The 25,661-nt window shown below is 69.1% G+C and carries 23 protein-coding genes; 10 read left to right on the forward strand and 13 right to left on the reverse strand.

The window, feature by feature from the left end:
* A partial coding sequence (locus FJV41_RS32045; protein WP_181791068.1) for an alcohol dehydrogenase catalytic domain-containing protein occupies positions 1-470 on the reverse strand: 470 nt, incomplete at its 3' end.
* Between the two features lie 152 nt (positions 471-622).
* Between FJV41_RS32045 and FJV41_RS32050 the strand changes: the two genes are divergently transcribed.
* Positions 623-1,645, forward strand: a complete 1,023-nt coding sequence (locus tag FJV41_RS32050) for an alpha/beta hydrolase family protein (RefSeq protein ID WP_141646398.1) — start codon at positions 623-625, stop codon at positions 1,643-1,645.
* Between the two features lie 377 nt (positions 1,646-2,022).
* On the opposite strand, the gene FJV41_RS32055 is transcribed toward FJV41_RS32050, so the two are convergent.
* From FJV41_RS32055 to FJV41_RS32080, 6 genes are all read right to left on the reverse strand, one after another.
* Entirely contained in the window at positions 2,023-3,204 is a 1,182-nt protein-coding gene (locus FJV41_RS32055; RefSeq protein WP_141646399.1) for an alpha/beta fold hydrolase, read from the reverse strand.
* 2 nt (positions 3,205-3,206) lie between these two features.
* Positions 3,207-4,865, reverse strand: coding sequence for a hypothetical protein (locus tag FJV41_RS32060; RefSeq protein WP_141646400.1), 1,659 nt, complete (start codon positions 4,863-4,865; stop codon positions 3,207-3,209).
* 175 nt (positions 4,866-5,040) lie between these two features.
* Positions 5,041-5,640, reverse strand: coding sequence for a hypothetical protein (locus FJV41_RS32065; protein ID WP_141646401.1), 600 nt, complete (start codon positions 5,638-5,640; stop codon positions 5,041-5,043).
* Positions 5,641-5,761: 121 nt separating this feature from the next.
* Positions 5,762-7,315: an acyl-CoA synthetase gene (locus FJV41_RS32070; protein WP_141646402.1), complete on the reverse strand. Its 1,554-nt coding sequence runs from the start codon at positions 7,313-7,315 to the stop codon at positions 5,762-5,764.
* A gap of 15 nt (positions 7,316-7,330) precedes the next feature.
* On the reverse strand, positions 7,331-8,326 hold the full coding sequence (locus FJV41_RS32075) for a 3-oxoacyl-ACP synthase III family protein (protein ID WP_141646403.1): 996 nt from the start codon (positions 8,324-8,326) through the stop codon (positions 7,331-7,333).
* An 11-nt stretch (positions 8,327-8,337) separates the two neighbouring features.
* The gene (locus FJV41_RS32080) at positions 8,338-9,075 is read right to left on the reverse strand and encodes a TetR/AcrR family transcriptional regulator (RefSeq protein ID WP_141646404.1); all 738 of its coding nucleotides are present in this window, start codon (positions 9,073-9,075) and stop codon (positions 8,338-8,340) included.
* 269 nt (positions 9,076-9,344) lie between these two features.
* On the opposite strand from FJV41_RS32080, the gene sitA5 reads away from it, so the two are divergent.
* From sitA5 to FJV41_RS32120, 8 genes are all read left to right on the forward strand, one after another.
* Positions 9,345-10,817, forward strand: coding sequence for a SitA5 family polymorphic toxin (gene sitA5, locus FJV41_RS32085; protein WP_438616767.1), 1,473 nt, complete (start codon positions 9,345-9,347; stop codon positions 10,815-10,817).
* A 15-nt stretch (positions 10,818-10,832) separates the two neighbouring features.
* Complete coding sequence (locus FJV41_RS32090) at positions 10,833-11,444, forward strand: hypothetical protein (RefSeq protein WP_141646406.1); 612 nt, start codon at positions 10,833-10,835, stop codon at positions 11,442-11,444.
* 52 nt (positions 11,445-11,496) lie between these two features.
* Positions 11,497-11,907: a hypothetical protein gene (locus FJV41_RS32095; RefSeq protein WP_141646407.1), complete on the forward strand. Its 411-nt coding sequence runs from the start codon at positions 11,497-11,499 to the stop codon at positions 11,905-11,907.
* A gap of 75 nt (positions 11,908-11,982) precedes the next feature.
* Entirely contained in the window at positions 11,983-12,921 is a 939-nt protein-coding gene (locus FJV41_RS32100; RefSeq protein WP_246137560.1) for a TraB/GumN family protein, read from the forward strand.
* A 185-nt stretch (positions 12,922-13,106) separates the two neighbouring features.
* Complete coding sequence (locus FJV41_RS32105; RefSeq protein WP_141646409.1) at positions 13,107-13,376, forward strand: hypothetical protein; 270 nt, start codon at positions 13,107-13,109, stop codon at positions 13,374-13,376.
* A gap of 296 nt (positions 13,377-13,672) precedes the next feature.
* A complete protein-coding gene (locus FJV41_RS32110; protein WP_141646410.1) occupies positions 13,673-14,155 on the forward strand; it encodes an Lrp/AsnC family transcriptional regulator in 483 nt (160 codons plus the stop codon).
* Positions 14,152-15,369 (forward strand): aminotransferase-like domain-containing protein, encoded by a 1,218-nt coding sequence (locus FJV41_RS32115; protein ID WP_141646411.1) that lies wholly within the window; start codon positions 14,152-14,154, stop codon positions 15,367-15,369. Before FJV41_RS32110 ends, FJV41_RS32115 begins: the two co-directional genes overlap by 4 nt.
* 213 nt (positions 15,370-15,582) lie before the next feature.
* Complete coding sequence (locus FJV41_RS32120) at positions 15,583-16,329, forward strand: SDR family oxidoreductase (RefSeq protein WP_141646412.1); 747 nt, start codon at positions 15,583-15,585, stop codon at positions 16,327-16,329.
* A gap of 247 nt (positions 16,330-16,576) precedes the next feature.
* Here FJV41_RS32120 and FJV41_RS32125 read toward each other — a convergent pair whose 3' ends face one another.
* The 4 genes from FJV41_RS32125 to popC all read right to left on the reverse strand — a co-directional run bounded on the left by FJV41_RS32125 (position 16,577) and on the right by popC (position 21,902).
* Positions 16,577-18,931, reverse strand: coding sequence for a transglycosylase SLT domain-containing protein (locus tag FJV41_RS32125; RefSeq protein ID WP_141646413.1), 2,355 nt, complete (start codon positions 18,929-18,931; stop codon positions 16,577-16,579).
* A gap of 287 nt (positions 18,932-19,218) precedes the next feature.
* The gene (locus tag FJV41_RS32130) at positions 19,219-19,677 is read right to left on the reverse strand and encodes an SRPBCC domain-containing protein (protein WP_181791070.1); all 459 of its coding nucleotides are present in this window, start codon (positions 19,675-19,677) and stop codon (positions 19,219-19,221) included.
* Between the two features lie 320 nt (positions 19,678-19,997).
* Positions 19,998-20,411 carry a PopC secretion inhibitor PopD gene (popD, locus tag FJV41_RS32135; RefSeq protein ID WP_141646415.1) on the reverse strand — a complete coding sequence of 138 codons (414 nt, stop codon included), beginning with the start codon at positions 20,409-20,411 and terminating at the stop codon, positions 19,998-20,000.
* Positions 20,412-20,474: 63 nt separating this feature from the next.
* Entirely contained in the window at positions 20,475-21,902 is a 1,428-nt protein-coding gene (popC, locus tag FJV41_RS32140) for a subtilisin-like protease PopC (protein WP_141646416.1), read from the reverse strand.
* A gap of 634 nt (positions 21,903-22,536) precedes the next feature.
* Between popC and FJV41_RS32145 the strand changes: the two genes are divergently transcribed.
* Entirely contained in the window at positions 22,537-23,331 is a 795-nt protein-coding gene (locus tag FJV41_RS32145) for a prolipoprotein diacylglyceryl transferase (RefSeq protein WP_141646417.1), read from the forward strand.
* Positions 23,332-23,427: 96 nt separating this feature from the next.
* Here FJV41_RS32145 and FJV41_RS32150 read toward each other — a convergent pair whose 3' ends face one another.
* On the reverse strand, positions 23,428-24,387 hold the full coding sequence (locus FJV41_RS32150) for a sigma-70 family RNA polymerase sigma factor (RefSeq protein WP_141646418.1): 960 nt from the start codon (positions 24,385-24,387) through the stop codon (positions 23,428-23,430).
* A gap of 3 nt (positions 24,388-24,390) precedes the next feature.
* Positions 24,391-25,661: phytoene desaturase family protein (locus tag FJV41_RS32155; protein ID WP_141646419.1), on the reverse strand; the 1,271-nt coding region annotated here is incomplete at its 5' end.

Raw genomic sequence — 25,661 nt, forward strand, 5'->3', positions numbered from 1 at the left:
ACCCCGCCCGCCGCCGAGTGCACCAGCACGTTCGTCCCCGGCCTCGGATGCGCCAGCTCGAACAGCGCGTAGTACGCCGTCAGGAACACCGCCGGAAATCCCGCCGCCTGCTCCATCGTCAGCTTCGACGGCAGCGCGAACACCTGGTGCCGTGGCACCGCGACGTGCGTCGCATACCCGCCGAACCGCGTCACCCCGAACACCCTCGCCCCGGGCGCAAGGTCCTCCACACCGGCCCCCACCGACTGCACCGTGCCCGCGAACTCGAAGCCGGGGGTAATCGGCCACCCCACATACTCCTTCGCGGAGGCGTACAGGCCCATGCGAATGACGCAGTCCGCGTAGTTCACCCCGATGGCCTCGGTGGCCACCACCACCTCCCCCGGCCCAGGTGAAAGCTGATTCAGGTTTTCAAGTCGGAGCTGCCCATATCCACCGGCTTTCGGAATGACGACCTTGCGTGCGCTCATGTCCCCGTGAGTATCACGCGACGCAGCGCGACAACGTGAATGAGCGTTCACGTGGCGGGCGACGCGCGCACGAGATGTCTCTACACTGTGTCTCGCGCCCGATGACTTTCATTGGTCCGGGCGCGCATCCCCCACAACAGAAGGAGTCCTCCATGCGATTGCGGCATTCGCTGTTCCTCATGGCCCCGCTGCTCGTCGGCGCCCTCACTGGCTGCGGACCCGAGCACGAGGAATCACTCGCTCCCGAAGCCCCCGCCGCCGAGCAGCTCGGCACCACCGAGTCCGCCGCTGTCTCCACCGCGGGCCTCACCACGCACTTCCGTCAGTGGCTCTCCGCCAACGGCTACGACAGCTACGACTTCCCCCGCGCCGACCTCGTCGGCGGCAGCTTCGGCGGCAAGGCGAGCGGCACCGACACCGTGGTGAACACGCCCGTCATCTTCATCCACGGCAACTCCGACAAGGCCGTGGGCACCGGCACCGCCGGCCAGTCGGGCTGGAACGCCTCCATCGAGTACTTCCTCGCCAACGGCTACAAGCCGAGCGAGCTGTACGCGACGACGTGGGGCCCCGCGGAAATCATGCAGACCGCGGTCCAGTACCACTCGAAGACGAACGTCATGAAGGTGCGCAAGTTCATCGAGGCGGTGAAGGCGTACACCGGCGCGACGAAGGTGGACATCATCACCCACTCCATGGGCGTGACGCTCGCGCGCAAGGCCATCCTCGGCGGCTCGGCGAATGACTCGGCCAACGGCGGCGCGTACAACGTCGGCGCGGCGCTCACCGGCTCGGTGGACACCTTCGTCGGAATCGCCGGCGCGAACCTGGGCCTCACGTCCTGCTACCAGACGGGCCCGTCGACTCCGACGTGCGGCTCCACCAACGGCCTGTATCCGGGCTACCTCTACTTCGGCCTGGTGATGGGGCGCTCCGCGTACCTGGACAACCTGCGCTCCACGAGCGGCTACGAGGGCGCCTACCGTTACAGCATCTATTCCACGGCCGATGAAATCATCAACTACGGAGGCATCGTCTACGGCGAGTACACCTCCCACATCCCCGGTCAGAATGGGGAGAAGGTCTACTCGGCGTATCCCTACGGGCACTTCAACTCGAAGGACCTGACGGCGGCGGTGCAGTACAGCATGGTGCGCAACCACACCATTCCGTAGGGCACGCGCCACGGGCTCCCGGCACGCCGACGTCCAGGCGCCGCCGGGAGTCACGGGCCGGTTCGGCATCACAGCAGGAAGGACGGAAGCGCCTCGTCCTTCGACAGCACCGTGACAGCGAGCTCCGGCACCTTCGTCACCGAGGGCGCCGGTCGACGGCCCATCCACGCCGTGGGGGAGTGGATGTGGCCGTCCTCGCGTCACGGGCCGGGGCGACGCGCCTCATCCACACCGAGGATGAGGCCGTCCCCATGTCGCGAGCACCGGACGACGACCTCGCATCCACGCCAACACCGTCACGCATCCAGCACGACGCGTCTCCTCGCGAGCACCACCCGCCGCCACATCCCACCGAGGATGCGGCGGCGCCGACGCACTCACGGCCTCGGTCCATCCGACGGAGCCGGCGCATCGTTCTGCGCGGGCGTGGGCGAGGGCTGGTTCCCTGGAGCCCCCGGCACCGGCGCGGGCTCACCCGGCTTCGGTGCCTTGTCCTTCGGCTCCTCCTTCGGGACGAAGGGCTTCGCCGCCTCCGGGTCCTTCAGGAACGCGAGCACCGTCTCGTTGAACGGCGCCGGGCAGTCGAGCTGCACCGTGTGGCCACAGCCCTTCATCGGCGCCAGCGCGGCCCCGGGGATTCGGGACGCGCCGTACTCCATGATGTCGCGCGCCTCGCCGCCGTGGAGGAACGGGTTGGGAATCAGCCGGTCATCCGTGCCGTAGACGATGAGCGTGGGCACCGTGACGTGCTGGAGGCTCTCACGCACGAAGTCGTTGTGCGCCAGCCCCCGCACCGTGCGGACGTTGGCATAGGCGTACGAGTCGAACTCGGGCGACTTCGCCAGCCGCACGCGCTCCTCAACCAGCCAGTCGAGCTGTGGCCCCCAGTGCATGAAGTTGCCCTGGCGGACGCTGCCCCAGATGTTCGCCTCGGGCGCGTACTTGATGAAGTCCGCGCTCATCACCCGCGCGAACCACGCCTTCTCCTTCCAACTGAACTTCTCGAACCCGGCCGGCGACACCAGCACCAGCGCGCTGAGCGACTCCGGATAGCGGATGGCGTACGACAGCGAAGTCTGCCCACCCATCGAGTGTCCCGCGAGGATGGGCTTGTCCACGCCCAGCCCCCGCGTCAGCTCATGCACCACGTCCGCCATCGCCTCCATGGTGTACGGGAAGGTCGCCGGCTTGTCGGACTTGCCGAAGCCGGGCAGGTCCACCGCGATGACGCGGTAGCCCTGCGCCTGGAACACGTCCAACTGCGCCCGCCAGAACTTCAGATAGGAGCCCAGGCCGTGCACGAAGACCACCGTCTTCGCGTCCGGCGACGACGCCGGCAGGTCCACGTAGGCGACGTGGAGCTCGGTGGCCAGCTTGTAGCGGGCGGTGACGTCCGGCAGCGCGGCGCGGTGCACGGGCCAGGGCTGCTTCGTGCCCTCGGTGGAGTAGTCGAGGTCCTGGAAGGACAGCGCGGACTCGCCAGCATACGAGCGCACGCAACCGGCGGAGGACAGCCCCGCCGCGAGGAGCAACGCGGTGAAAGCGCGGGAGGAGCTCATGGTCAGAACGCGTACCAGGTGAAGGTGGTGAAGGCCGCCCACGGGTCGCTCCGCACGGTGGTCGCACCGTCGTAGAAGCTGCCGCGGAAGAGGTAGCCGCCGTGGAGACCCACGGTCATCAGGTAGCGGAGGTGGTAGCGCAGCTCCGCGTTGACCTCCGCGCCGATGAACCGGCCGCGCCGCACGTCGGCCACCCAGCGCGCCGGGTCCGCCCCCGCGTTGGCCAGGCCCGTGGCCACCTTGAGGTTGAGCTTGTTGGGGATGATGTCCCACGCCGCCGAGGCGATGCCCGCGCGCAGGCCGTAGCCCTGGTTGGAGATGTCCGTCACCGCGCCCGTGTAGTTGTTCACCGTGCTGGTGAAGGGGAACAGGATGAGCATCTTGTGGTTGAACCACACCGCGCCCGGCAGGCCGTACTGGTTGAGCGTGAAGGCGCCCGTGTACTTGTCGTCCTCCAGATTGGAGTCACCCGAGGAGAACATGCCCTCCACGGTGATGACGTCACCGGGGCCACGGCCCCACTGGTACATGACCTCCAGGTTGGCGGACACGCCGGAGATGTTCAGCTCGTCGAGCACCGAGTTTTCCGGGTCGTCGCTCTCGTACTTGCCGCCGTTGTACATGACGAAGCCAGAGGCCCCGAGCCGGCCGTTGCGGAAGTCGATGTTGTGATTGAAGTGCGCACCCGCCCAGAAGACGCTGCCGGTGGGCCGGTTGATGTTGAAGCGCGCGGTGCCGGTGAAGCCGGGCAGGCCCGAGGACGACGGGCCGCTCTTCACCAGGCCCTCGAAGGCGTACGCATCACCCTTGGTGTCGTCGTTCAGGTACCAGAACGACGCGCCCACGTTGGTGTTGGGGCGCACCGGGTAGACGTAGTCCGCCATCGCCAGCCAGATGTACTTCAGGCGCGGGTCGTTCTTCGTGGCGCGGTCCGCCTGCGCGGTGCCCAGCGGCATCAGGCTGACGCGCGCGTTGCCCTTGATTCCGCTGAAGATGGAGAGGCCCGTCGCGTCGCTGCCGAGGAAGGCCAGCTTGTAGCCGGTGCGCGTGAGGTCCGACAGCGGCGTGCGCGTCGGGTCATGGGCGTTGTCGTAGACGGGCTGCGTGCCCACGAGCAGCGTGAGCTGGCTGGGATTGCGCGTCGGGTAGATGGCGACGTTGACGTTCTTCGTCTGGATGTTCACCTGGTCGGCGTTGAAGCCGCCGCCCTCGTTCTGGCCAATGGTGTTGGCCGAGCGACCCCAGAGGAAGTCCACCTCGAACTGCGCGCGGAAGGACGCCAGCCCGTCGACGAAGAAGGGGCTGTACTCGATGACGGGAATCCAGCGCTGCTCGATGAAGTACGCGGAGCGGCCCGACTCGGTGCTCACCGCGCTGCCCACCGGCGAGCCGATGGGCCCCAGCGACACGCCGCGCAGGCCCGCCGGGTCACCGACCTGGTTCGTCATGGAGACGCGGGTGAAGAAGTAGTTGATGAGCGTGAGCTCGCGAGGCTCGGCGTCCTCCTCGCGGTCCTTCGCCTCCAGCCACTCGGCGTACAACCCTGGCACGGGGGTGCTCTGCGCGGCGGCCGGCGTCGCCAGTCCCACGAGCCCCAGCGCCGCGAGCACCCTCGCGCCTCGGCGCAGCGTCTCGCGTGCTTCAAACCCACTTCCCGTCATATCCACCTCGGCCCCGCGCGCGGGGCACTCCCGGTGCACCGGGCTCGGATGTCACCACTGTCGCTGGCGCTGCGTACCGCCGTGCTCCTCGGACGGGGCAACGGTGCCCGCGTCCAGTCCTTCGTCCAGGGAGAGGGCGGGAGCGCGCCCTCCCTCCGGCACGAGGTGAGGCGGGCTACCGGACGGCGTACGTCTGCACGGCGTTGCCCGTGAAGGCAGTGCCGTTGAGCGTCACGGAGCTCGACGTGCCCACCGCGCCATTGGCGCAGCGGCTGCCCGTCGACTGGTTCTTGAAGAAGAGCTCCAGCTTGAGCGTCTTCTGGTCGGTGGTGAATCCACCGCGACCTTCCTGCACCAGTCCACCCGGGAAGGTGAACGTCACGTCGAAGCAGCTTCCGTCCGCCGCCACGTTCTCGATGAGGACGGTGGTGGAGGTGAAGGAGAGCGGGTTCTTCGGCGCGTCATGGTTGCAGGCGCCATCGGCGATGGTGCCCGGGACGCTGTCGACCTTGAAGTTGCCGCCAGCCACCGACATGGTGACCTTCTGGTAACACTGGGACACCGCGCCATAGTCGACATCTTCGTTGTAGCCGTTGGGGTGGCTGGGGATGTTGGCCCCTTCCATCAGCAGCGTCTTGCCCTCGAGGAACGCGAGGATGTTGGCGGAGCTGTTCAGCTTGGGCGCCTCGACGGGCGGGTCCTTGTCGTCATCATCTCCGCAGCCTACGAGGCCCAGCGCGCAAACCATGACCGCGGACAGCAGCTTCTTCTTCATGTGAGTGCTCCTCTTCCCTCCGGCGTCACCGCCGGGATGTGACGACAGTCGTCAATGCGAAGGGCCTGACTCCAGGGCCCTCCGTGAATGGCTCAGCGCGGCGCGTCGGACACGGAGGGTGTCATTGGCCCTCCGCATCGGCGGCGATGGCCGCCTCGCGCAGCTCGCGCTTGAGAATCTTTCCCGCCGCGGAGATGGGCAGGCGCTCCACCAATTCCACCCGCTTGGGCACCTTGAAGCGCGCGAGCCTCCCGCGCAGGTGCTCCATCAACACCTCCGTGGAGCAGGCCTCTCCGGGCTTGAGCACCACGAAGGCCCGGCCGACCTCGCCCCACTTCGCATCGGGCATGCCGATGACCGAGCACTGCTGCACAGCGGGGTGCTCGTAGAGGACCGACTCCAGCTCCAGCGGGTACACGTTCTCTCCGCCGGAGATGAACATGTCCTTCTTGCGACCCGCGATGGTGAAGAAGCCGTCCGCGTCCTTGCGAGCCAGGTCGCCGGTGTGGAACCAGCCATCCGGGTCGATGGCCTCGCGCGTGGCGGCCTCGTCCTCGAAGTAGCCCGAGCACATGGAGGGGCCCTTGAGGAGGAGCTCACCCACGTCGCCCGTGGGCACCTCGCGGCCGTCGTCGTCCACCAGCTTCGCGGCGATGAAGTAGTTGGGGCGGCCGATGGAGCCCGCCTTCGACACCGCGAACTCGGGCCCCATGCTGAAGATTCCCGGGCCGAACTCCGTCATCCCGAAGCCCTGCTTGAAGGGCACCGCGTGCACGGCCTGCCACGCTTGAATCAGCGGCACGGGCAGCGCCGCGCCGCCGCTGGTCATGAAGCGCACGGTGGAGAAGTCCGTCGTGGCGAAGCGCGGCGAGTCGAGCAGTTGCTGGTATTGAGTGGGCACCGCGAAGAAGAGCGACACCTTCTCGCGCGGGATGAGCGTGAGCAGCTCCTCGGGGTCCCACCTGCGCATGATGACGATGGTGCCGCCCGCGGTGAGCAACGGCACCGAGTACACGAGCAGCCCGCCCGTGTGGAACATGGGCGTGTGCGTCACCGTGACGTCGCCGGGGCGCAGCTCATGCACCAGCGTGTTGAGCGTGTTCCACGCCACCATGCGGTAGCTGATGCACGCGCCCTTCGAGCGGCCCGTGGTGCCGCCAGTGAAGAGCAGACACAGGGTGTCCTCCTCGGACACCGTGTCGTTCTTCACGGGCTCGGCGGAGCGGTGCGCGAGGACGTCCGTGTACGCGGCTGCGCCCGGCAGCCCTTGCGACTCCAGGGACACGAGGCTGAGCGAGCCCCCGACGCTCTCGCGCACCTGGGCCACGGCGTCGCGGAAGTCGTCGCCGAAGAGGAGCACGCGCGGGCGGATGGCGCGGACCAGGTCCGTCAGCTCGGTCGCGTGCAGGCGCCAGTTGTAGGGGACGAAGATGGCGCCCAGCTTGCCGCAGGCGTAGAGCGCATCCAGGTACTCGACGCCGTTGTGGGCGACGATGCCCACGCGGTCGCCGCGCTTCACGCCGGCCACGTCGCGCAGCCAGCCGCCGAGCGCCTCGGCGCGCGTGTTCAGGGCACGGTAGGTGAAGCGGCCGGCGTCACCCTTGGCCGTGTCCACCACCGCGACGTGCTCGGGCCAGTACAGGGCGCCCCGCCCCATCCAGTCGCCGATGAACATGCGCGCCTCCAAGACTCAGGCCGTCCAGCGGTAGAGGGCGGAGGCCATGGCGAGACCACCGCCGCTGGCACAGAAGGCCACCAGGTCGCCCCGTCGCACCTTGCCCTGGACGACGGCGTCATCGAGCGTCATCGGGATGCAGGCCGAGCCGGTGTAACCCCACTTGTCCATCGTGTAGTGCGCCTTGGCCATGGGCTGGCCGAGCACCTTCATCGTGGCCTCGATGGTGCGCAGGTTGAGCTGGGTGAAGACGAAGAGCTTCACGTCGTCCAGCGTCTGGGACTGCTTCTTGAGGAGCTGGTCCAACAGCATGGGCCAGCGCTCGGTGTTGAACGTGGCAGGGAACTTGCGGACGAACTGGACGGCGGGCTTGCCACCGGTGAGGGGCAGCGTCTCCGCGGTGGCGGGACGGTGGGTGCCGCCGGTGTAGATGCCGAGCGCGTCGTGGTACTCGCCATTGGCCAGGAGCCGCGCGCCCATGAAGCCGGGCTTGTCTCCCGCGCCGAGCACCACCGCGCCCGCGCCGTCCGCGAACAGGGTGCAGGTCTTCTTGTCCTTCCAGTTCACGTAGCGCGTCATGCCGTACGCGCCGACCACAAGGATGCGGTGGTAGCCGTCATCCGCGGCGAGGGTCTTCGAGCCCACGTCCAGCGCTGTCACCCACCCGGCGCACGCGCAGTTGAGGTCGTAGGTGCCGGCGTTGGCGGCGCCCAGCTTGGCCTGCACCACGGAGGAGGTGGCGGGGCTCAGGTAGTCGGGCGTGTCGGTGGCGACGATGATGAGGTCCAGCTCCTCGGGCTTCGTCCCGGAGCGCTCCAGGGCCTGACGGGCGGCGGCGACACAGAGGTCACTGGTGGCCTCGGTGTCGGCCATGACGTGGCGTTCCTTGATGCCCACGTTCTGCTGGAGCCACTCGTCCACTGGCTCGCCGAGGATCTTCTCGACGTCCGCGTTGGTGAGGACCTTCTCGGGGACGTAACGGCCAGTGGCGAGGATCTGCGCGTATCGCATGTGCGGTCTTCTCAGCTCCGGGCGCTCCGCGCCGGGCGGCGCGCGGGACGCAGGGTGTTCTTCTTCTTGGCGGGGGCGGCCTTCGCGGGGCTCGCCTTGGAGGGGGTGGACTTGACGCTGTTGCGCGCGGGAGCGGCCGAGCGGGCATCCAGGCCGTGGCGGATGAGGCCCATGGCGGTGTCGAGCACGCGCTCCAGGCCCGGGTCTTCTTCCCAGAGGACCCAGCGCATGCCGAGGAAGTCGGCGATGCCCATCAGGCAGTAGGCGAGCGCCTCCGGGTCCATGCGGCGCACTTCGCCCGCGTCCATGGCGATGGACAGGCCGTTGACGTAGCCCTTGGCGAAGCGGTCGTAGTAGCGGCGGTAGCAGTCGGCGTCGACGAACTCGGCCTGGCGCACGACGCGGTAGAGGTTGGGGTGCTGGCGGACGAACTGGAAGAAGGTGCGAAGGCCCTCGCGCTCCACGTCCATGCGGCTGTCGCACGCGGCGGTGGACTCACCGATGAGGCGGCGCAGGCGGGTGCCCAGGTCGTCGACGACCTCGACGAAGATGGACTGCTTGTCCGGGAAGTAGACGTAGAACGTGCCGAGCGCCACGCCGCCCTTGCGGGTGATGTCCGCGATGGAGGCGCGCTCGTAGCCCTTCTCTCCGAAGACCGACTCGGCGGCCTTCAGCAGCTTCGCACGCGTCCGCTGTCCTCGCGGCGTGACGGGTCCGGAGCGGTCTGGAGAAGTTGAAGGCCGATTCATGTTTCACCTAGCGGTAGCACCCGCTCGACGGGGTTGTCAAAGCGCGGAGAATGGCTCCGCGCGTCATGGACTGTGGGCGACGCAGGGCGTCACCTGGAGACCTCATGTCTCCACTCGGCGGAGCGTACCCCGAATGGCGCGGGGGTCAGTGGGGTGCTCACCGCCCTGTAAGAACATCCGTTCTGGCGAGGTGGCGCGACGCGCAACGTCCTCGTGGTGGAAATGCGTTCCTCGTAGCGTCGGAGGTCCTCGCCGCTGAAGGGAGACGCATGGTGCTCCGTCGGGCTGGTGCCTTCTTGCTCGCTTTGATGACCGCCTGTGGGGGTGCGGCGCGGGTCCCGCGCACGGTCTCCAGTGAAGGCGCTCCAGACGCCTGGTATTCGCAACGGGTCGGTCCAATCGGCGGCACCGACACGGAGCCCGTGGAGTTGGACAAGGAGGCGTTCACCCGGGCCGTCACGCGACTGGCCCGTGAGGTTCGTCCCGGGCGTGTATCGCCCGAGGCCGTACGGCAACTCCTCGAGCGTGTACCGGACTCCGAGCCCGCGAGCCCTCCAGAAGGGGGCGGCGGACGCATCTACCGGATGGCCCCTATCGAGGTGCGCCCGACGACAGAGGGGGAGGCGGAGCTGAAGCGGGAGTACCTGCGCTGGTGTCAGCGTGCGCAGGGTGGCGGGGACTGCCTGCGCCTGCTGGTGGACGGCCCGGTGCTGGGTAGTGAGGACCGGTACGCGGTGGCGCTGGCGCTCGCGATGGGCTCGGTGCTGGAGGAGACGCGGCACTCGCTCCGGGACATGGCGGACCCCGCGGCGGTGCTGTCGCTCGTGTTGTGGTCCGCCACGCTCTACTTCGTGCTCTGGGCATTACCCGAGCCGATTTCGAAGGGCGTGGGGGCGGTGCTGACGGTGGGCCTGCTGGCGTGGCTGGGCGTCGACACCGTCTGGGGGCTGATGCAGGGCTGGACTCGGCTGATGGAGGAATCGGGCCGGGCCACCACCTTCGGGGAACTGGAGGACGCCGGGGAGACCTACGGCCGGGTGATGGGTGAGAACACCGCGCGGGTGCTGGTGATGCTCGTCACAGCGGCGGTGGGCGTTGGCGCGGCGAAGCTCTCCAAGAAGATGCCGGGGCTGCCCGGATACGCCCAGGCCGCCGCGCAGGCCGAGGCCCAAGGAGGCGCTAGGCTCGCGACGCTAGCCGAAGTGGAGTCGGTGGCGGCGACTTCCGAGGGCACCTTCTCCATCCTGGCGCGCAGGCCTGGCGCGCAAGCCACGGTGCCTCCCGCGACGACGGGCTCGACGGCGCGAGTCCTCGTCCAACATCAGGGAGGAAATCAGCAGGTGGTCGTCAACGGGCAGCGCGGGCATGTGCCCGCTGGCAAGGCCGCCAACGCCATCCCCAAGAGCGACCCGGTCGGGGACCAGCTTCAGGCCGCGGCACTGCGCCTCGCCCAACGCTGGGGGCCCAATAACCTCACACCGAAGGAGGATGAAGCCATTCGCGCGGCCCTCGCGAAAGGAGCGCACTGGCTGGCACGTCTCCTCGAGCGACAGGCTCGAGGACGGTTTGTGGAGGACCAACTGAAAGCCCAATTCAAGCAACTGCGCTGGAGCAATCGAGGCGTCGACGCGATTGATCCCACTACGGGTTACAGGTACGAGATTCTCTCGGGAACGGATTCCAACCTCGCGCTCCACGGGCAACGCATGGCGAGCATCTTCTTCCGGATGATTGGCTTCTAACCCAAGAGAGCACGGATGGCTCAGCTCAACATCGAGAACAGGGTCATAGAGAACGAGCGAATTGTCCTCGGTCGTGAGGACATCGCATTCCTCGGCCCGAACCTGACCCTTCGCGGCTGCACCGTGACGATAAGGGTCACGGCCCGGAACCTGATTCTCATCCGGCCACGGCTCATCGACTGCGTCATCGAGGTCAAGCAGGAGCTCAAGAACCTCCGCTGGTACAGGGCGTTCCTGAAGGGCTGCCGCTTCACCGGCACGATGAGCGGGAACGAATTCGGCCGCTGGCCCTTCGAAGAGGAGGCGGAGAAGGCACTGGGCGGCATCGAGGACTGCGACTTCTCCGGAGCACGACTCGACGCCTGCCGCTTCGTCGACTGTGACGTCGACACACTGAAGCTCCCGTCCTGGCCCTGCTTCACCTTCCTGGACCCCACCCGCAGACGACAGGAGCTGCTCGCCGCGCCCTGGCCAGGCACCAGCCGCATCACCGTGGAGACGATGGTGGATTCACCTCCGGAAACCGCGGCCGTGACCTACTCGGCGCCCGCCGTCGCCAAGCGCACCGGCACCACCGAGGAGGCGCTCCTCGCCGTCCTGCAAACACTCGATGGCGTGAGGCTCTAATGAAGGCTCCATGTCGGCGGAACCCACTCCTACCCGTTCGAGGCTCCTCCGGATGAAGCCCTTCACCCTCTGCGTGCTCGCGCTCTCGCTGGGGGGCTGCCATCTCTCGCGCGCACGCCCTCAAGCACCCCTCGCGCCCCCCGAAGTCGCCAACAGCATCCAGTTCCCCTCCTGGACCAGGGACGCCTCCATCATCGTGGAGGGCCACCAGCTCAAGGCGCTCCAAATCGCCCTGGAGGACTACCTGCATCCGGGAACGTCTCCGCCCAAGGACGCCGATGCCATGACCCGGTGCCTGCACTCGCTCGACACCTATGACGCCTGGTTGGTGCGTGGAGAACGGATGACGTTCGTCCACTTCACGCCCAACGAAGCAGAGCGCTGCGGCCTCAAGCCCGAGGTCATGGACCCCGGCGCGAGCTACGCCATCAGCGACGACGGCGTCATCTTGAAGCGGGACTGACCCGAGGCATCACACCTCGACGCGGCAGGTGCCCGAATGGTTCGATGCGTGGACCATCCTGGGGGAGCCCACTCCATGAAGCGCCCGTCGTCCCTGCCGCTGTCGCTGCTCCTCGTCGCCCTGCTCGGCGCGGGCTGTGCCTCCACGCCCGCCGCGAAGAAGTACACCCCGGTCGACACGGGCAACGCCTTCCTGTGGGAAGTGAAGGACCCGCGCGGCGGCACCGCGTACCTCGTCGGCTCCATCCACATGGGCAAGGCCGGCGCCCTCACCCTGCCTTCCTCCATGGAGTCCGCCTTCACCAAGGCCCACGTCCTCGCTGTCGAGGTGGACACCACTCGGACGGACGAGGCCGCCATGCAGAAGCTCGTGCGCGAGCTGGGCACCTTCCCCGAAGGACAGAGCCTCTCCCAACGCCTGGACCCCAGCACCCGCGACCTCTTGAGCCGCGCCGCCACGCGCCTGGGCGTACAACCCCAGGGACTGGAGCGCCTGCGCCCCTGGCTCGCCGGCATCGTCCTCAACAACCTGGAGTTCAAGGCCGCAGGCTACGAGCAGGGCCACGGCGTGGACCGAGCCTTCCTCGACCGCGCCCACGCCGCCCACAAGCAGGTGCTGGAGCTGGAGACCGCCGAAGCTCAGTTCCGCATGCTCTCCGGCACCCCCGACAACCTCCAGGACCTCATGCTCCGAGACCAGCTCCGCCGCGAACAGGGCCCCGGTGAAATCGTCGAGGCGCTCACCTCCGCCTGGAAGGCCGGCGACGCGGACGGCATGGCGGGCCTCCTCCTCGAAGGCGCCAAGGACACCACCTACCGCCCTGTCTACGAGCGCGTCTTCTTCGAGCGCAACGTGCAGATGGCCTCACGCCTGGAAGCCCTGCTCACCGAGCCCCGCGTGCACCTGGTCGTCGTGGGCGCCGGCCACGTCGTCGGCCCCGAGGGCATCGTCGCCCTCCTCCAGAAGAAGGGCCACTCCGTGCGCCAGCTCCCCCGCGAAACACCCATCGACTGACTCCGTGAAGAGCATCTCAAGTGATTCGGTCATTCGTTTCGAATGACGCTCTTCGGGCCAGTGCACCGCGCCGCTCGGCCCTCCGCGCCCGCGCGGCGTCCCAGCGCCCCTCTGCCCAGTCCTGTCCCCTCCAGATAAGCTAACCCTGCGTTTCGAGCATTTCGCGCGAAACCATGGAGGTAGTCATGCGAGCAATCTGGATGGTGGTCCTGGCCTTCAGTCTGTCGGCGTGTGGTGGAATCGAAGCGGGCGACGAGGCGCTCTCGGAAGGCGCCGAGAACAGCGTGCAGACCGAGCAGGTGTCCTCCGAACTCGCCGGCGTCTGCGAGTCCCTCGTCGGCACCTTCTGTCGCCCTGGCGCGGTCACCCACTGCACCTGGAACGACGGCGCGGAAGGCGAGTGCGAGTGTCAGCGCACGCCGTTCAACAAGTGGCTCTGCAGCTACAACGGCTGACCGCGGTCCAGGGGCTCCTCCGCAAGGGAAGGGCCCCGCCGCACCTGTGACGCCCGCCTCCGGGTCCGCCCGTCGAGGCCGCGCTCCACGCATCACCCGCGAGGCGAATGCCCGCACCAGACCCCGCGTGCAGACAACCCCCTGCGCCCCTGACTCCCCGTGAGCAATCTGCCCTCCGAGCGCCCTCCCACGTCATTCGGACTTGCGATTTCGCCCCACTTGCTTATTTTGCATGCCAAATTTAATTTAGCTGTCGAAACCTCAAGGCACTTATAAAAATAAGGTCCATCCCGCCCATGCCCTTGGATGAGCTCGACTTCCGCCTGGTGGACCTGCTGCAGCGCGACGGCCGCGCGACGCAGTTGGAGCTCTCCCGAGCGGTGGGGCTGTCCCAGCCAGCGGTGGCCGAGCGCATCCGCAAGCTGGAGGAGCGGGGCGTCATCACCGGCTACGCGGCGCGCGTCGACGCGACGAAGCTGGGCAAGGACATCACCGCCTTCATCGGGGTGAGCATCGAGCATCCGAAGTACTTCGAGGGCTTCGCCAAGAAGGTCCTCGCGCTGCCGGACGTGCTGGAGTGCCACCGCGTCGCCGGGCAGGACTCGTACCTCGTGAAGGTCAAGACGGCGAACACGCGGACGCTCGACTCGCTCCTCGTGGAGACGCTGCGCACCATCGCGGGCGTCACCCGTACCCAGACAACCATCGTCCTGTCTTCCATCAAGGAGGACACGCATGTCCGCGTGCCTCCCGAGCTCGCCAAGGAGAGTGAAAGATGAGCGCCGACGCCATGAGCGCACCCCTTCCCCCGCCACCGGTCTGGCGACTCGCCCAACGCATGTCGCGCATCAAGACGTCCGCGGTGCGCGAAATCCTCAAGGTGGCCGAGCGCCCGGACATCCTCTCCTTCGCTGGCGGTCTGCCCGCCCCGGAGCTCTTCCCCCTGGAGGCCATCGCCGAGGCGCACGCCCAGGTCATGGCCCAGGAAGGCCGCGCCGCGCTCCAGTACAGCACCACGGAGGGCTACGCCCCGCTGCGCGAGTGGATCTGCACGCACCTGGCTCGCGCGGGCCGCGTGTGCGACGCGGACCAGATTCTCATCACCAACGGCTCGCAGCAGGGCATCGACCTGGTGGCCAAGGTGCTCCTGGACCCGGGTGACCTGGTCATCGTGGAGAACCCCAGCTACCTCGCGGCGCTGCAGACGTTCGGCGGCTACGAGGCGAAGTTCGCCACCGTCGAGAGCGACGACGACGGCATGCGCATCGACGACCTGGAGCGCGTGCTGGCCACGCACAAGCCCAAGATGCTGTACGTCGTCGCCAACTTCCAGAACCCCAAGGGCACCACGCTGGCGCTGGAGCGCCGCAAGGCCCTGGTGCGGCTGGCGCAGCAGCACCGCTTCCTCATCCTCGAGGACGACCCGTACGGCGAGCTGCGCTTCCGGGGCGAGCACCTGCCGTCGCTGGCCGCCTTCGACGACCAGGGCGTCGTCGTGTCGCTGGGCACCTTCTCCAAGACGCTGGCCCCGGGCCTGCGCATCGGCTGGGTGGCCGGCCCGCGCGACTTCGTGCGCAGCCTCACCATCGCCAAGCAGTCCACCGACCTGCACACCGCCACCGTCGCCCAGCGCGCCGTGGTGAAGCTGTTGCAGAACTTCGACTACTACAAGCACCTGGACTCGCTGCGCCCGGTCTACGGGGAGCGCGCCAACACCATGCTGGACGCGCTCAAGGCGCACATGCCCGAGGGCATGAGCTGGACGCACCCCGACGGCGGCATGTTCCTGTGGGCGAAGCTGCCCCCCGGCATCAGCGGCGACACCCTGCTGCCCCGAGCCGTCGAGCAGAAGGTCGCCTTCGTCCCGGGCAGCCCCTTCTTCGCCATGAACCCGCGCTCGGAGTTCATCCGCCTCAACTACTCCAACCGGCCGCCCGACCTGATTGTCGAGGGCATGCGCCGGCTGGGCGCCGTCATCTCCGGCGCCCTGTAGCCCCGCGCTGACACACCAAGGCCGTGCCGCGCCGCGTCGGAGTTCCCGACGCGGCGTTTTCATTCCCGCCTGAGTTGAATACCGATTCAGGTTTCAACTCCTTCGGCGCTGGCCAGGGAGGGCCGGGTTGCGTAGCCTGCGCGGCGGGTTTCAACGGCGGCACGGCGCCCACGGGTTCCCCAGCCGCTCCCAACACACCGGAGAGACAGACACATGCAGCTCAAGGACCTGAAGGTGGTGGTGACGGGTGGTGCCCAGGGCATGGGCGCGCACTTCGCGCAGCGGCTGGTGGAGGCGGGCGCGCAGGTGGCCGTGGGCGACGTCAACGAGGAGAAGCTTGCGGCGCTGCCCGCGGGCATCCACCGCCGCAAGCTGGATGTGTCCTCGGAGGACGACATCGTCTCCTTCGTGAGCTGGGCGCACGGCGCGATGGGCGGGCTCAACGGCCTCATCAACAACGCAGGCATCCTGCGCGACGCGCTGCTGGTGAAGAAGGACCGGACCACGGGACAGGTGAAGAAGCTGTCCACCGCCGACTGGAACACCGTCATCGGCGTCAACCTCACGGGCGCCACGCTGATGGTGCGCGAGGTGGTGGCGAAGATGGTGGAGACGGACCAGGGCAACGGCGTCGTCGTCAACATGTCGTCCATCGCCCGGCACGGCAACCGCGGTCAGTCCAACTACGTGTCCGCCAAGGCGGCGCTCGCGGCGAACACGGTGACGTGGTCGCGCGAGTTCGGCCCCTTCGGCATCCGCGTGGGCGCGGTGGCGCCGGGCATGATTGAGACGCCGATGACGCAGGGCATGAACCAGAAGGCCCGCGACGCGCTGGTGGCCTCGATTCCCGTGGGCCGCATCGGCCTGCCCGAGGATATCTGGCTGGCCGTGAAGTTCATCCTTGAGTGCGACTACTTCAACGGCCGCACCATCGACGTGGACGGCGGCCTCAACTTCTAGGCCGCTCCGGGCCGTGTCCCCAGCGGGCGTGGGGACGCGGCTCGCACGGGTCGCCCGACGCACGCGTCGTGCTCCATACGGAGCAGACGCTTCGCGCTCGGGCTGGGCTCGACCAGACGGGCACCTCGCGACGTCGCGGCTCCTTCGCCGGAGCCGACGAGCCGGGCACCTCGCGACGTCGCGGCTCCTTCGCCAGGACTGGCGGAGCACGCGCCCGCGACATGCGGACGCGACAGGCCCTCGCCCTCTACCTTCGGCTGACGTCGCCCACGCGCGTCTGGTGCAGCAGCACGGGCTCGCCCTTGTAGAGCAGCTTGTAGGCGCCGTAGCTGCCGAGCACGTGCTTCACGTACTCGCGCGTCTCGTCGAAGGCGATGTGCTCCACCCATTCGTCCAGCTCGGCTTGTGGCAGCGCATGACGCCAGCGGTCCACCGCGCCGGGCCCCGCGTTGTAGGCGGCCACCGCGTACGCCATGTTGCCGCCGAAGCGGTTGAGCAACTGCCCCAGGTAGGCCGAGCCCAGCCGGACATTCTGCGAAGGCTGGAGCAGCGCCGCCTCCCCCACCTCGCCCAGCTTCAGCGAGCTGGCCACCTGCCTCGCCGTCGCGGGCATGAGCTGCGCGAGCCCCAGCGCCCCCGTGGCCGAGCGTGCCTGCGGACGGAAGCGGCTCTCCTCGCGGATGAGGCCCTGCATCAGGTCCGGGTCCACCTTGGAGGCGCGAGCGTAGCGCTGGATGACATTCCTGAACGCCAGCGGCCACGTCGCCTCCCACACGGGACGCGATGCCGCGCTCAGGGGACCCTGAACCTCCTGACGCAGTGACTCGCGCGCCACCTGCCGCGCGGCCCGCTTGCGCCCCGTGCGCAGCACCGTCTGGTAGAGCAGGCGCGCGGGAGCCTCGGCCAGCCCCCGCGAGTTCACCGCGAGCAGCTCCTCCGCCGCCCCTGGCTGCCCCAGACGAATCAGCTCCACCCCCGCCGCGAAGCGCGCGTCATGGCGCAGCGGCCCAGGCGGTAGCGGCCACACCTCGTCCGGCGGCGGCACGTCACCACCGGCCCCGGGAGGCGGCGCCAGGCGTGTCAGTCGCTCCGGCGCCAGTAACGCCAGCCGCGAGCGCGCCAGCATTCCGTACCAGGTCGCGGGTCGCTCGGTGGCCAGTTGTTCGTAGTCGTCGAGCGCCGTCGCGTTCGTCAGGGGCACGGGCTCCCGCACACGCGCGCGCCAGTAGCGGGAGCGCCACAGCGCCTCGTCCGTGCGCGACGCCGCGGGCAGTTTCTCCACGGCCTCCAGGGCGGCCAGCGCCTCGGCGGGAGCCTCTCGCCGGGAGTGCAGCCAGAAGGCCCGGAAGAGCGCCTCCGACGCGAAGTTGCCTCCCGGGTAGCGCCGCGCTGTCTCCTCGTAACGCGCCAAGGCGTTGTCGAGCTGGCCCGTACGTTGGAGGAGCCACGCCTCGAAGAACAGGGCGTCATCGGCATAGCCGTGCTCGGGATAGTCACGCGCGAGCGTCGCATAGGTGTTGATGGCGGCCTTGGGGTCCACCACCGACTGCGAGTAGCCCAGCACGTAGAGGGCCTGGGGCCGCTGCTCGGCGGACATGCACTTCTCCGCCACGGGCGAGAGGAGCTGGATGGCGCGGCGGTGCTGCCGGTCCTTGCGCAACGCGCGCCCGTAGGCGAGGTGCGCGCGACAGGACAGCTCGTCGGGCAGGTCCACCGAGGACATCACTCCCCACAGCATGTCCATCGCGGCGGCGTGACGGTGCAGTTCCACCAGCGCCTCTCCCCGGCGCACCTTCCACTTGGTGGGCAACGGCAGGCCCTGCAACCGCTGCCGGGCACGCTGCGCCTCGCGCGACAGGGGGCTGGTGGCCCACACCTCCAGGAGCGCGCGGTGCTCGACGTTGTAGAGCCCCTGGACGCGCGCCAGGTCGCAGATGGCCAGCAGAGCCTTCATCCGCAGCGCATCCGGCCCACGCGCCTGTCGGCTGTCGATGAGTTCTTGAAGCGCCTGCAGCGCGCCAGGGATGTCCTTCCGACGCTGTAGGACACGCGACAGACTGAAGCGCGCCTCCGCGTAGAGCGGCGAGCCCGCGCTCACCTCGCGGTACTGCGACGCCGCCAGCTCCAGCCGCCGCAACTTCTCATTCGCCTGCGCCGCCCACAGCAGGCAGTGGTCCTTCAGCGGGACGTAGTCGACGGCCAGCGCGGCGAACTCATCCGCGGCGGTGGCGTAGTCCCGAGCGAACATCGAGCTCTGCGCACGCAGGAAGCGGACCGGCAGCGTGGGCTCCTCGTCCTCGAGCAGCGCACGCGCGCGAGCATGGCGACCCCGGCGCAGCTCGGCCCGCGCCTTGGCGAGTACGCCTTCCGCGAAGTAGGGCGCGAGCTGCTCGGGCCCAAAGGACACCACCGACAGCTCCGCGCCCGACGGCTGCTCCGCCGGCGTGTCGAGCAGCTGCTCCAACTGCTCCTCCGACAGCACCTCACCCGGCCCGTCATCCTCGGGCGACTGCGCCCGAGCGGAACCCGCGCCGCCCACCAGGCCCGCGCAGGCCACGCACATCGCCATGGCACCTACGCGCAGCCGACGTCGTCCATCCATGCATGCCCTCTTCCGCGAATCGGGCCACTGAGGATTTGCACGCCGGGCGGACTTGGGACCGGGTGACACGCGCGTCGAGCGCGCACGCGTCGTCCAGGCGATACACGCGCGCGATGTGTCCACGCGTCACTGCACGAAACACGACGGAGCATGGCGCCACGCGTGGGCGCGTCCGCGCGGGAGTGGGGCGGAAGACCACCCGCGGAGCCTCACGCACCGGGCGACACGACGGAGCCGCTCACGTCACCTCTTGATGAGCGCGCCGCCTTGGACGCGGACGAACGCGCTCAGGCCAACGTGGACACGGAGGGGTTCGCCAGCTCCGCCTTCACCCGCTCCGCCAGCGCGCGGTTCAGCGCCTCATAGGAGGACTGGAGCGTCTTCAGCATGCGCCCCGCCACCCACGTCACCACGCCGCTGAAGTCCTCACCGTGGACCAGCCGCGTCCCCGTGCCCTCGGCGGACAACAGGAAGAAGTGTCGCCCATGCATCACGCCCGGAATGCCGCCCGTCCACTCGAGCGCCCCCGGCCGCTCCACGCGCGTCATCGTCGCCGTGAAGCCATACACCTGCCCCAGTCCCCCCGGCGGGCGGACCTTCATCTTCACGTGCGCCCCGCGCTCCACCCGCCCTCGCGCCTCCACCATCAACGGGTTCCACGTGGGATAGCGGGCGAAGTCTCCCAGCACCGCCCACACCGCCTCGGGTGGCGCATCGATGAAGGCCTCGGTCCTCAGTCGAAACATCTTTCTCCCCGCGCCCCTCGCCACTGGCGACTGGAAGCCACCCCCAGCCCGGCCGTTGTCCTCTTTCGACTGCCCCACGACGCCCACATGCCCCGCGGGGCGATTGCGGGATGACATGAGAATCGCGACTTTCTACGTTAATCAGGAAGAAGCGGAGAGCCCGTGCGTTTCCCGGAAAGGAGGCGACGACGTCCCCTCCCCTTCTCCCGCGCGAGCAGCCCACGGGCATCGCGCATGGTGGGACAAACCACCGCGGGCCGCCCTCCGCAGCATCGGATGGGGAGCCCAGACCAGGGGTGCACGGCGAGGGGCACCCACCGCTAGTAGAGGTCGACGGGCATCATCGCGCCCGCCTCGAACTCCGGAGCACGCCGCAGCTGGTCCAGCACGCGCGGCGCGCAGCGCAGGTGGAGCATGGGCAACGAGCCCGGCTCGCTCACCGAACGCACGGAGCCCAGGAGGTGGTGCGCCTCGAGCCAGCGCATGAAGCTCTCGTGGAAGCGAGCGCTCTCCGCCAGCCCGGCCCGTTGGACCTCCGCCCGTGACAAGGGCGGAGGACGGACAGGGGTGTGCCCTCGAGGCGCCTTGGGCTCCTCGCGAGGCATCACCGTGATGTCTATCCACTCCGGCTGCGTCCTCGCCCCGGCCATGCCGGGCAGCGGACGGACCGCCGAGGAGACGCGGGGCATGCCCGCAGCGAAGCCGTCCCCCGGCTCGCCAATCTTTCTGCTCATGGCCTCATCCTCCCCCGGGCCCGGCGCTCCACTGGCGCCGACCCCGGCTTCAACCCACCGCCGTCACCTGAATACAGCCAGGCCCTTGCCTGTCCGGTGTCCGCTTGAGCGAGGAAGTTTGACCGCATTGGCCAAAATCAAATCCCGCACCTCGAGCGCCGTCAAGTCAGGGGCACGACACCGATAGAGCGCCGCGATACCCGCTACATAAGGCGCCGCCATGCTCGTGCCACTCATTCGCTCGTAGAACGCCTGATTGTTGCAGCGCCTTTCAGTGCTGGAATACACGTTGACTCCGTAACCCATGATGTCGGGCACGACGCGGCGCTCCACGACACCGCTGGCGGAGAAATGAGCCACGTTGCGCTCGAAGTCGACTGCACCAACGGCCAGGGACTCATCAAAGGCGGCTGGATAACCAACCGTGTCGGGTCCACTGTTGCCTGCCGCGACAACAGGCAGGACGTTGCTGTCGAGCAGTCGACGAATCATCGTCTGGAGCGCGCGCTGGTTGAGCTTGTAGTCCGCCTCGGAGATGCCCGGCGGCGGCTTGAGCGGGAAGCCCAGCGAGAGATTGACGACGGCGGGACGGGTGACGTTCTGCGGGCTGCTGAACTGGTGCAGCAACCACTCCATGCCGGCGGCCACGCGGCCCAGGCTGGTGCGGATGGTCTCCGATTCGATGACGGACGCGACGTAGAGGTCGACCTCCGGAGCAACGCCGTGGTGCGTGCCCGCGGCGATGCCGCACACGTGGGTGCCGTGGCCATCCGGGTCGAAGCCGCGGATGTCGCGTGCCGGATTGTGCGGCGAGTTGGGGAACAGCGACACGTAGCGGAACTGGATGACCTTGGCGGCGTGCTCGGGGTGGTCGGCGTCCACGCCGGTGTCGAGCACGCCGAGCAACACTCCGGCGCCGCGGATGCCCTGGGCGTGGGCCAGGGGCACACCGCTCTCCTCGGGCCACTCGCGTTCGGCCAGCGAGCTCATGCCCCGGTTGCGCGGACCGGACTGTCCCGCCGACACGGGGCCGGGGAAGGACAGGGGCACGACGTCGGGGATGAACTCGAAGTCCGCGGACAGCTCGCCGCGCGCTTCGGCCTCCGTGGCCTCCGAGTAGAAGTGGGCCATGGTGGCGCCGATGAGCGGCATGAAGCGGAAGCTGCCCGCCTCGCTGCCGGTCTGCTCCGTCACGGGCGAGCCCGGCAGCGGCGTCGTCGAGGCGTCGGCGCCGCGCGTGGTGGGGCGCTTGATTTTGGACCCCTTCGCCACGCGCTTGCGCTCTTCCTGGCCGCTGACGGCCGGACGCGGGCCGGGCAGCGTGGCCGAGCGCAGGCCCAGCGACGACAGGGTGTCCGGTGCGCGGTTGGCGACCGCGAAGCGAAGTGCCGTGGTGCGCGGCAGCACGCGCTCGCCTTGCTGCGTACCGCGAGGCCCGACGCGGGCCTGCGTTTCGATGGACTCCTTGGGAACCAACAGGTAGGACTTCATGGGTTGTCTACTCCTTGAACGACCGTGCAACGCTGGCGGCGTGAGGCAAGGGCCACCGGCACCCAAGCTGCGTCCGCCGCGCCCGGAGCCTCGCGAGCCCGGCGGATGTGGATGGCGCGCGCTGAGCGGCGCCGAACAGCCGGGTCCTCCACCCCGGCGCATGAGACCTCCTCGCTGCGTGGGGCAGCCCTCCGGCCCCCGACTCCCCAGGACTTCAAGGACGCCACCGCGCCCTCGCGTGCGAGCCCACGCACACCCCGGCCCGTCGCCGTCACTGGCGCCCGACCTGCGGTGGCTGGGGTTCGCCCTTCCATGGCTTCGCGCTCTCCTCCAGGAATCCCTGAACCCATTGTGAGATTGGACAGGACGGGCCTGACAATTAAACCAGGGATTCCATGCTGTAGACGCACGAGCCCCCCTGAATCGGTCCTAACGGGACTTTCCGGAGCGTCGGGAAGTATGAAGGAGGCCCCCCTGACTGCTCGGAGCGTCACACGAGCGGTGTCCGCCAGCCGACCTGGGGTGTCGGAGGAGGCGGGGAGGGAGGGGGAAGTTCGCGCCCCCACAATTGTTCGCCTACGTCCCCCACGACGGATTAAGTGGGTGGGACGGTACGCCCCCTGGAGCCATCGACGTGATTCCCTACTGGCATGCCCCTTCGCTGAAGCTGGGGCCCCTCACCATCGAGCCCTTCGGCATCTTCGTCGCCGTGGGCATCCTGCTGGCCGCGCGGTTGCTCGGTCGCCAGGCGCAGCGCCAAGGGTTGGACCCGACGCCGCTCGCCGACTACGCCCCCTGGGGCGTGGGCGTGGGCGTGCTGGTGGGCCACTGGGTGCACCTGTTCTTCTACCACCCGGAGGAGCTGGCCAAGGGGCCGCTCCAGATTCTGAAGGTGTGGGACGGGCTGTCGTCCTTCGGCGGCCTGGTGGGCGGCATCATCGCGGCCATCTTCTTCTTCCGGCACCGGAAGCTGCGCTTCAACGACTACGCGGACGCGTTCGCCCTGGGCGTGGCGCCGGGCTGGGCGGTGGCGCGGCTGGGCTGCTTCGCGGTGCACGACCATCCGGGCGTGCGCACCGACTTCTTCCTCGCGGTGGCGTTCCCCAACGGGCCCCGGCACGACCTGGGCATGTACGACGCCATTGCCCTCTTCCTCATCTCCGGCCTGCTGTACGCGCTGCGCGACGTGGAGAAGATGAAGGGGCGGCTGCTGCCGCTGCTCTCGCTGCTGTACGCCGCGTGCCGGTTCAGCTTCGACTTCCTGCGCGCCACGGACATGAACTACGTGGACGCGCGCTACTTCGGCCTGACGCCCGCGCAGTATGGCTGCTTCGCGCTGGTGGCCTATGGCGTGTGGGGGCTGTTGCGCCGCCGCGAGTCGCGCGCGCCTTCAGCGCCACCCGGGAACACGCTGGGCGCGGCGCGGTAGGCAGGACGTCGTTCCCCGAGGCCCTCGCGGTGGTTCGCGAGGGCCTTCTGCTGTCCGGGCCGCGTGACGTCGCCGCGCCCGGGTGCTCCGCTCGACTCACGCGGGCGTGGGCATGCGCACGCCGGAGAGCTTGCGCTGGGTGAGCACCGAGTGGATGTGCGCGATGCGGCCGTCCGCGCCCAGCTCCACTCGCACCACCGCGCGCGTGGCGAGCAGCGGGTCCTTTCCGGGCGGGTACACCAGCACCAGCGCGGGCAGGCCGTTGAGCCATTGGAGTTCCACCGCGAGAGGAGTTCCGCGCTGCTCCATCAGTCGCGTCAGGAACGTCAGCACGCGCTTGGGGCCCACCAGGGGCACGTGGGCCGCGCGCACCTCTCCCCGCCCATCCGTCAGGGTCAGCACGTCGTGGGCGAGCAGCGCCTCGGCCGCCGCCACGTCTCCGGCCAATAGCGCGCCGAGGAAGCCTTCGAGCGCCGCGCGGGTGCGTTGTTGGAGGTCCTTCGTCGGCAGGCAGCGCGCGCCGTCATAGGCCGCCATGGCCGCTCGGGCGCGGTGATGCACGACCTTCACGTTGGCCTCGGTCATGCCCAGCGCCTCGGCCACCTCGTGCACGGTGGAGTCGAACACGTCGCGCAGGAGCAGCACGGCGCGCTGCTTGGGGGTCAGGGCCTCCAGCGACAGCAGGAACGCGAAGGAGACGCTCTCCAGCAGTTCGTAGCGGCCCTCCGTCGAGCCGCCGCCCGGCAGCCGCGCTTCCACCGCGGGCGGCACCTCCTCGTCACCGGTCTCCAGCGGCGAGGGCAGCCACGGCCCGATGTAGCCCTCGCGACGGCGGCGGCGCAGGGCGTCTCGCGAGAGGTTCACCGCCACGCGCGTCAGCCAGGGGCGCAGCTCCTCGTGACGCTCTGGAGGGGAGGTCAGCGCGCGGGCGAAGGTCTCCTGCACCAGCTCGTCCGCGTCCGCGGCCACGCCGGTCATGCGGTAGCACAGCCCCCAGAGGTAGCGCTCGTGCTCCCGTGCCGCCCGCGCCAACGCGCCGTGCTCCTGGTCCGCCATGTCTCAGGCTCCCACCGCGAGGCGCGGCTCCTCGTGGCGCTGGCGCAGCAGCGCGCGCTCCACCGACTCCGCGCTGGCGAAGGATGCGTCGACCAGCAGGCCCTCGTCGCCCACCCAGTCTCCCACGCGGTAGAGGCCGCGCACGTGAGGCACCTCCGACGGCGGGCGGCCCGCGAGTCCTCCCGACTTCGCCGTGGGAATCCGGTGGCTCACCACCAGCGAGGGCCGGAAGCGCCGGGCGACGAGGTGCGCGCGCCAGCCGGGTTGCAGCACGTCCATCACCGCCTCCAGCTCGGCTTCAGTCGCCTCGGTGTCGGGCGTCGCGAGGTACTTCATGACGTGCACCATGGCGCCTCCCTCCGGCCCCAACTTCGCGACGGCCGAGTGCACGGAGACGTACCACGGACCATCGATGCCGAGCGCGAACAGCGCCTCGGGCCTGGGCAGGCGCGACAGGCCGAGCTCCAGCGTGGCGGCCTTCACCGGCGTCGACTCGGCGGCCTCTCGCGCGAGCACGGTGTCTTCGGGCAGGAGGCTGGACACGTCGCCCGGGCTGCCGGCCAGCACCACCGCGTCCGCGGCGCGCACCGTGCCGTCGCCCATTCGCAGGCCCTGGACCTGGCCCGACTCGAGGACGACACCGTCGACTCGCGCGGAGAGTTCCAGCGTGACTCCGGCTTCACGGGCGACGGACTCCACCGACGACACGAGCGCGGCCCAGCCGTCGTCGAGGTAGAGCACGTTCGCCTCGAGCGCGAGCTGGAGCTGCGTCACCGCGACCTGGGCGCTCAGCGCGTCCAGGTCTCCGCAGTAGGTGGCCACGCGAGCCAGCGTGGCGATGACGGCGCGCACGTCATCGCGAGACAGGCGCGTGTTCAGCCACTCGCGCAGGGACACGTGCGCCAGGGTGTCCGGGTCGATTCGGGGGAGGCTCGCGAGGAGCCGGGCCATCTCCAGTTTGCCGGGCAGGCTCAGCACATCCGTGGTCATCAGCGACACGGGGCCACGAGGCAGGGTGTGTAGCCGGCCCGCGCGCAGGGCGTAGGCCGCGCCCGACTGGCCAGGGATTCCGCCCTGGGGCTTCACCCCGAGGCGCCCGAGCACCCGCATTGCGGCTCCCGCGCGGTAGAGGGCGTGCGGCCCCAGGTTGAAGCGGAAGCCCTCCACGTCCGATGTCTGCGCGCGTCCTCCCAGGTGTTTGGAACGCTCGTACAGCGTCACCGCGCAGCCGCCGCGCGCCAGCAGGGCCGCCGCCGTCAGTCCCCCCAGCCCGC

This window comes from Myxococcus llanfairpwllgwyngyllgogerychwyrndrobwllllantysiliogogogochensis (genome assembly GCF_006636215.1).
Classification (GTDB): domain Bacteria; phylum Myxococcota; class Myxococcia; order Myxococcales; family Myxococcaceae; genus Myxococcus; species Myxococcus llanfairpwllgwyngyllgogerychwyrndrobwllllantysiliogogogochensis.

What these genes read in the sequence shown, in the direction of transcription:
- FJV41_RS32075 (WP_141646403.1), bottom strand. Translation starts at nt 8,326, where the DNA reads ATGCGATACGCGCAGATCCTCGCCACTGGCCGTTACGTCCCCGAGAAG.
- FJV41_RS32090 (WP_141646406.1), top strand. Translation starts at nt 10,833, where the DNA reads ATGGCTCAGCTCAACATCGAGAACAGGGTCATAGAGAACGAGCGAATT.
- FJV41_RS32110 (WP_141646410.1), top strand. Translation starts at nt 13,673, where the DNA reads ATGCCCTTGGATGAGCTCGACTTCCGCCTGGTGGACCTGCTGCAGCGC.
- FJV41_RS32115 (WP_141646411.1), top strand. Translation starts at nt 14,152, where the DNA reads ATGAGCGCCGACGCCATGAGCGCACCCCTTCCCCCGCCACCGGTCTGG.
- sitA5 (WP_438616767.1), top strand. Translation starts at nt 9,345, where the DNA reads ATGGTGCTCCGTCGGGCTGGTGCCTTCTTGCTCGCTTTGATGACCGCC.
- FJV41_RS32130 (WP_181791070.1), bottom strand. Translation starts at nt 19,677, where the DNA reads ATGTTTCGACTGAGGACCGAGGCCTTCATCGATGCGCCACCCGAGGCG.
- FJV41_RS32120 (WP_141646412.1), top strand. Translation starts at nt 15,583, where the DNA reads ATGCAGCTCAAGGACCTGAAGGTGGTGGTGACGGGTGGTGCCCAGGGC.
- FJV41_RS32125 (WP_141646413.1), bottom strand. Translation starts at nt 18,931, where the DNA reads ATGGATGGACGACGTCGGCTGCGCGTAGGTGCCATGGCGATGTGCGTG.
- FJV41_RS32070 (WP_141646402.1), bottom strand. Translation starts at nt 7,315, where the DNA reads ATGTTCATCGGCGACTGGATGGGGCGGGGCGCCCTGTACTGGCCCGAG.
- FJV41_RS32080 (WP_141646404.1), bottom strand. Translation starts at nt 9,075, where the DNA reads ATGAATCGGCCTTCAACTTCTCCAGACCGCTCCGGACCCGTCACGCCG.
- popC (WP_141646416.1), bottom strand. Translation starts at nt 21,902, where the DNA reads ATGAAGTCCTACCTGTTGGTTCCCAAGGAGTCCATCGAAACGCAGGCC.
- FJV41_RS32065 (WP_141646401.1), bottom strand. Translation starts at nt 5,640, where the DNA reads ATGAAGAAGAAGCTGCTGTCCGCGGTCATGGTTTGCGCGCTGGGCCTC.
- FJV41_RS32100 (WP_246137560.1), top strand. Translation starts at nt 11,983, where the DNA reads ATGAAGCGCCCGTCGTCCCTGCCGCTGTCGCTGCTCCTCGTCGCCCTG.
- FJV41_RS32050 (WP_141646398.1), top strand. Translation starts at nt 623, where the DNA reads ATGCGATTGCGGCATTCGCTGTTCCTCATGGCCCCGCTGCTCGTCGGC.
- FJV41_RS32105 (WP_141646409.1), top strand. Translation starts at nt 13,107, where the DNA reads ATGCGAGCAATCTGGATGGTGGTCCTGGCCTTCAGTCTGTCGGCGTGT.
- FJV41_RS32095 (WP_141646407.1), top strand. Translation starts at nt 11,497, where the DNA reads ATGAAGCCCTTCACCCTCTGCGTGCTCGCGCTCTCGCTGGGGGGCTGC.
- FJV41_RS32150 (WP_141646418.1), bottom strand. Translation starts at nt 24,387, where the DNA reads ATGGCGGACCAGGAGCACGGCGCGTTGGCGCGGGCGGCACGGGAGCAC.
- FJV41_RS32055 (WP_141646399.1), bottom strand. Translation starts at nt 3,204, where the DNA reads ATGAGCTCCTCCCGCGCTTTCACCGCGTTGCTCCTCGCGGCGGGGCTG.
- popD (WP_141646415.1), bottom strand. Translation starts at nt 20,411, where the DNA reads ATGAGCAGAAAGATTGGCGAGCCGGGGGACGGCTTCGCTGCGGGCATG.
- FJV41_RS32060 (WP_141646400.1), bottom strand. Translation starts at nt 4,865, where the DNA reads ATGACGGGAAGTGGGTTTGAAGCACGCGAGACGCTGCGCCGAGGCGCG.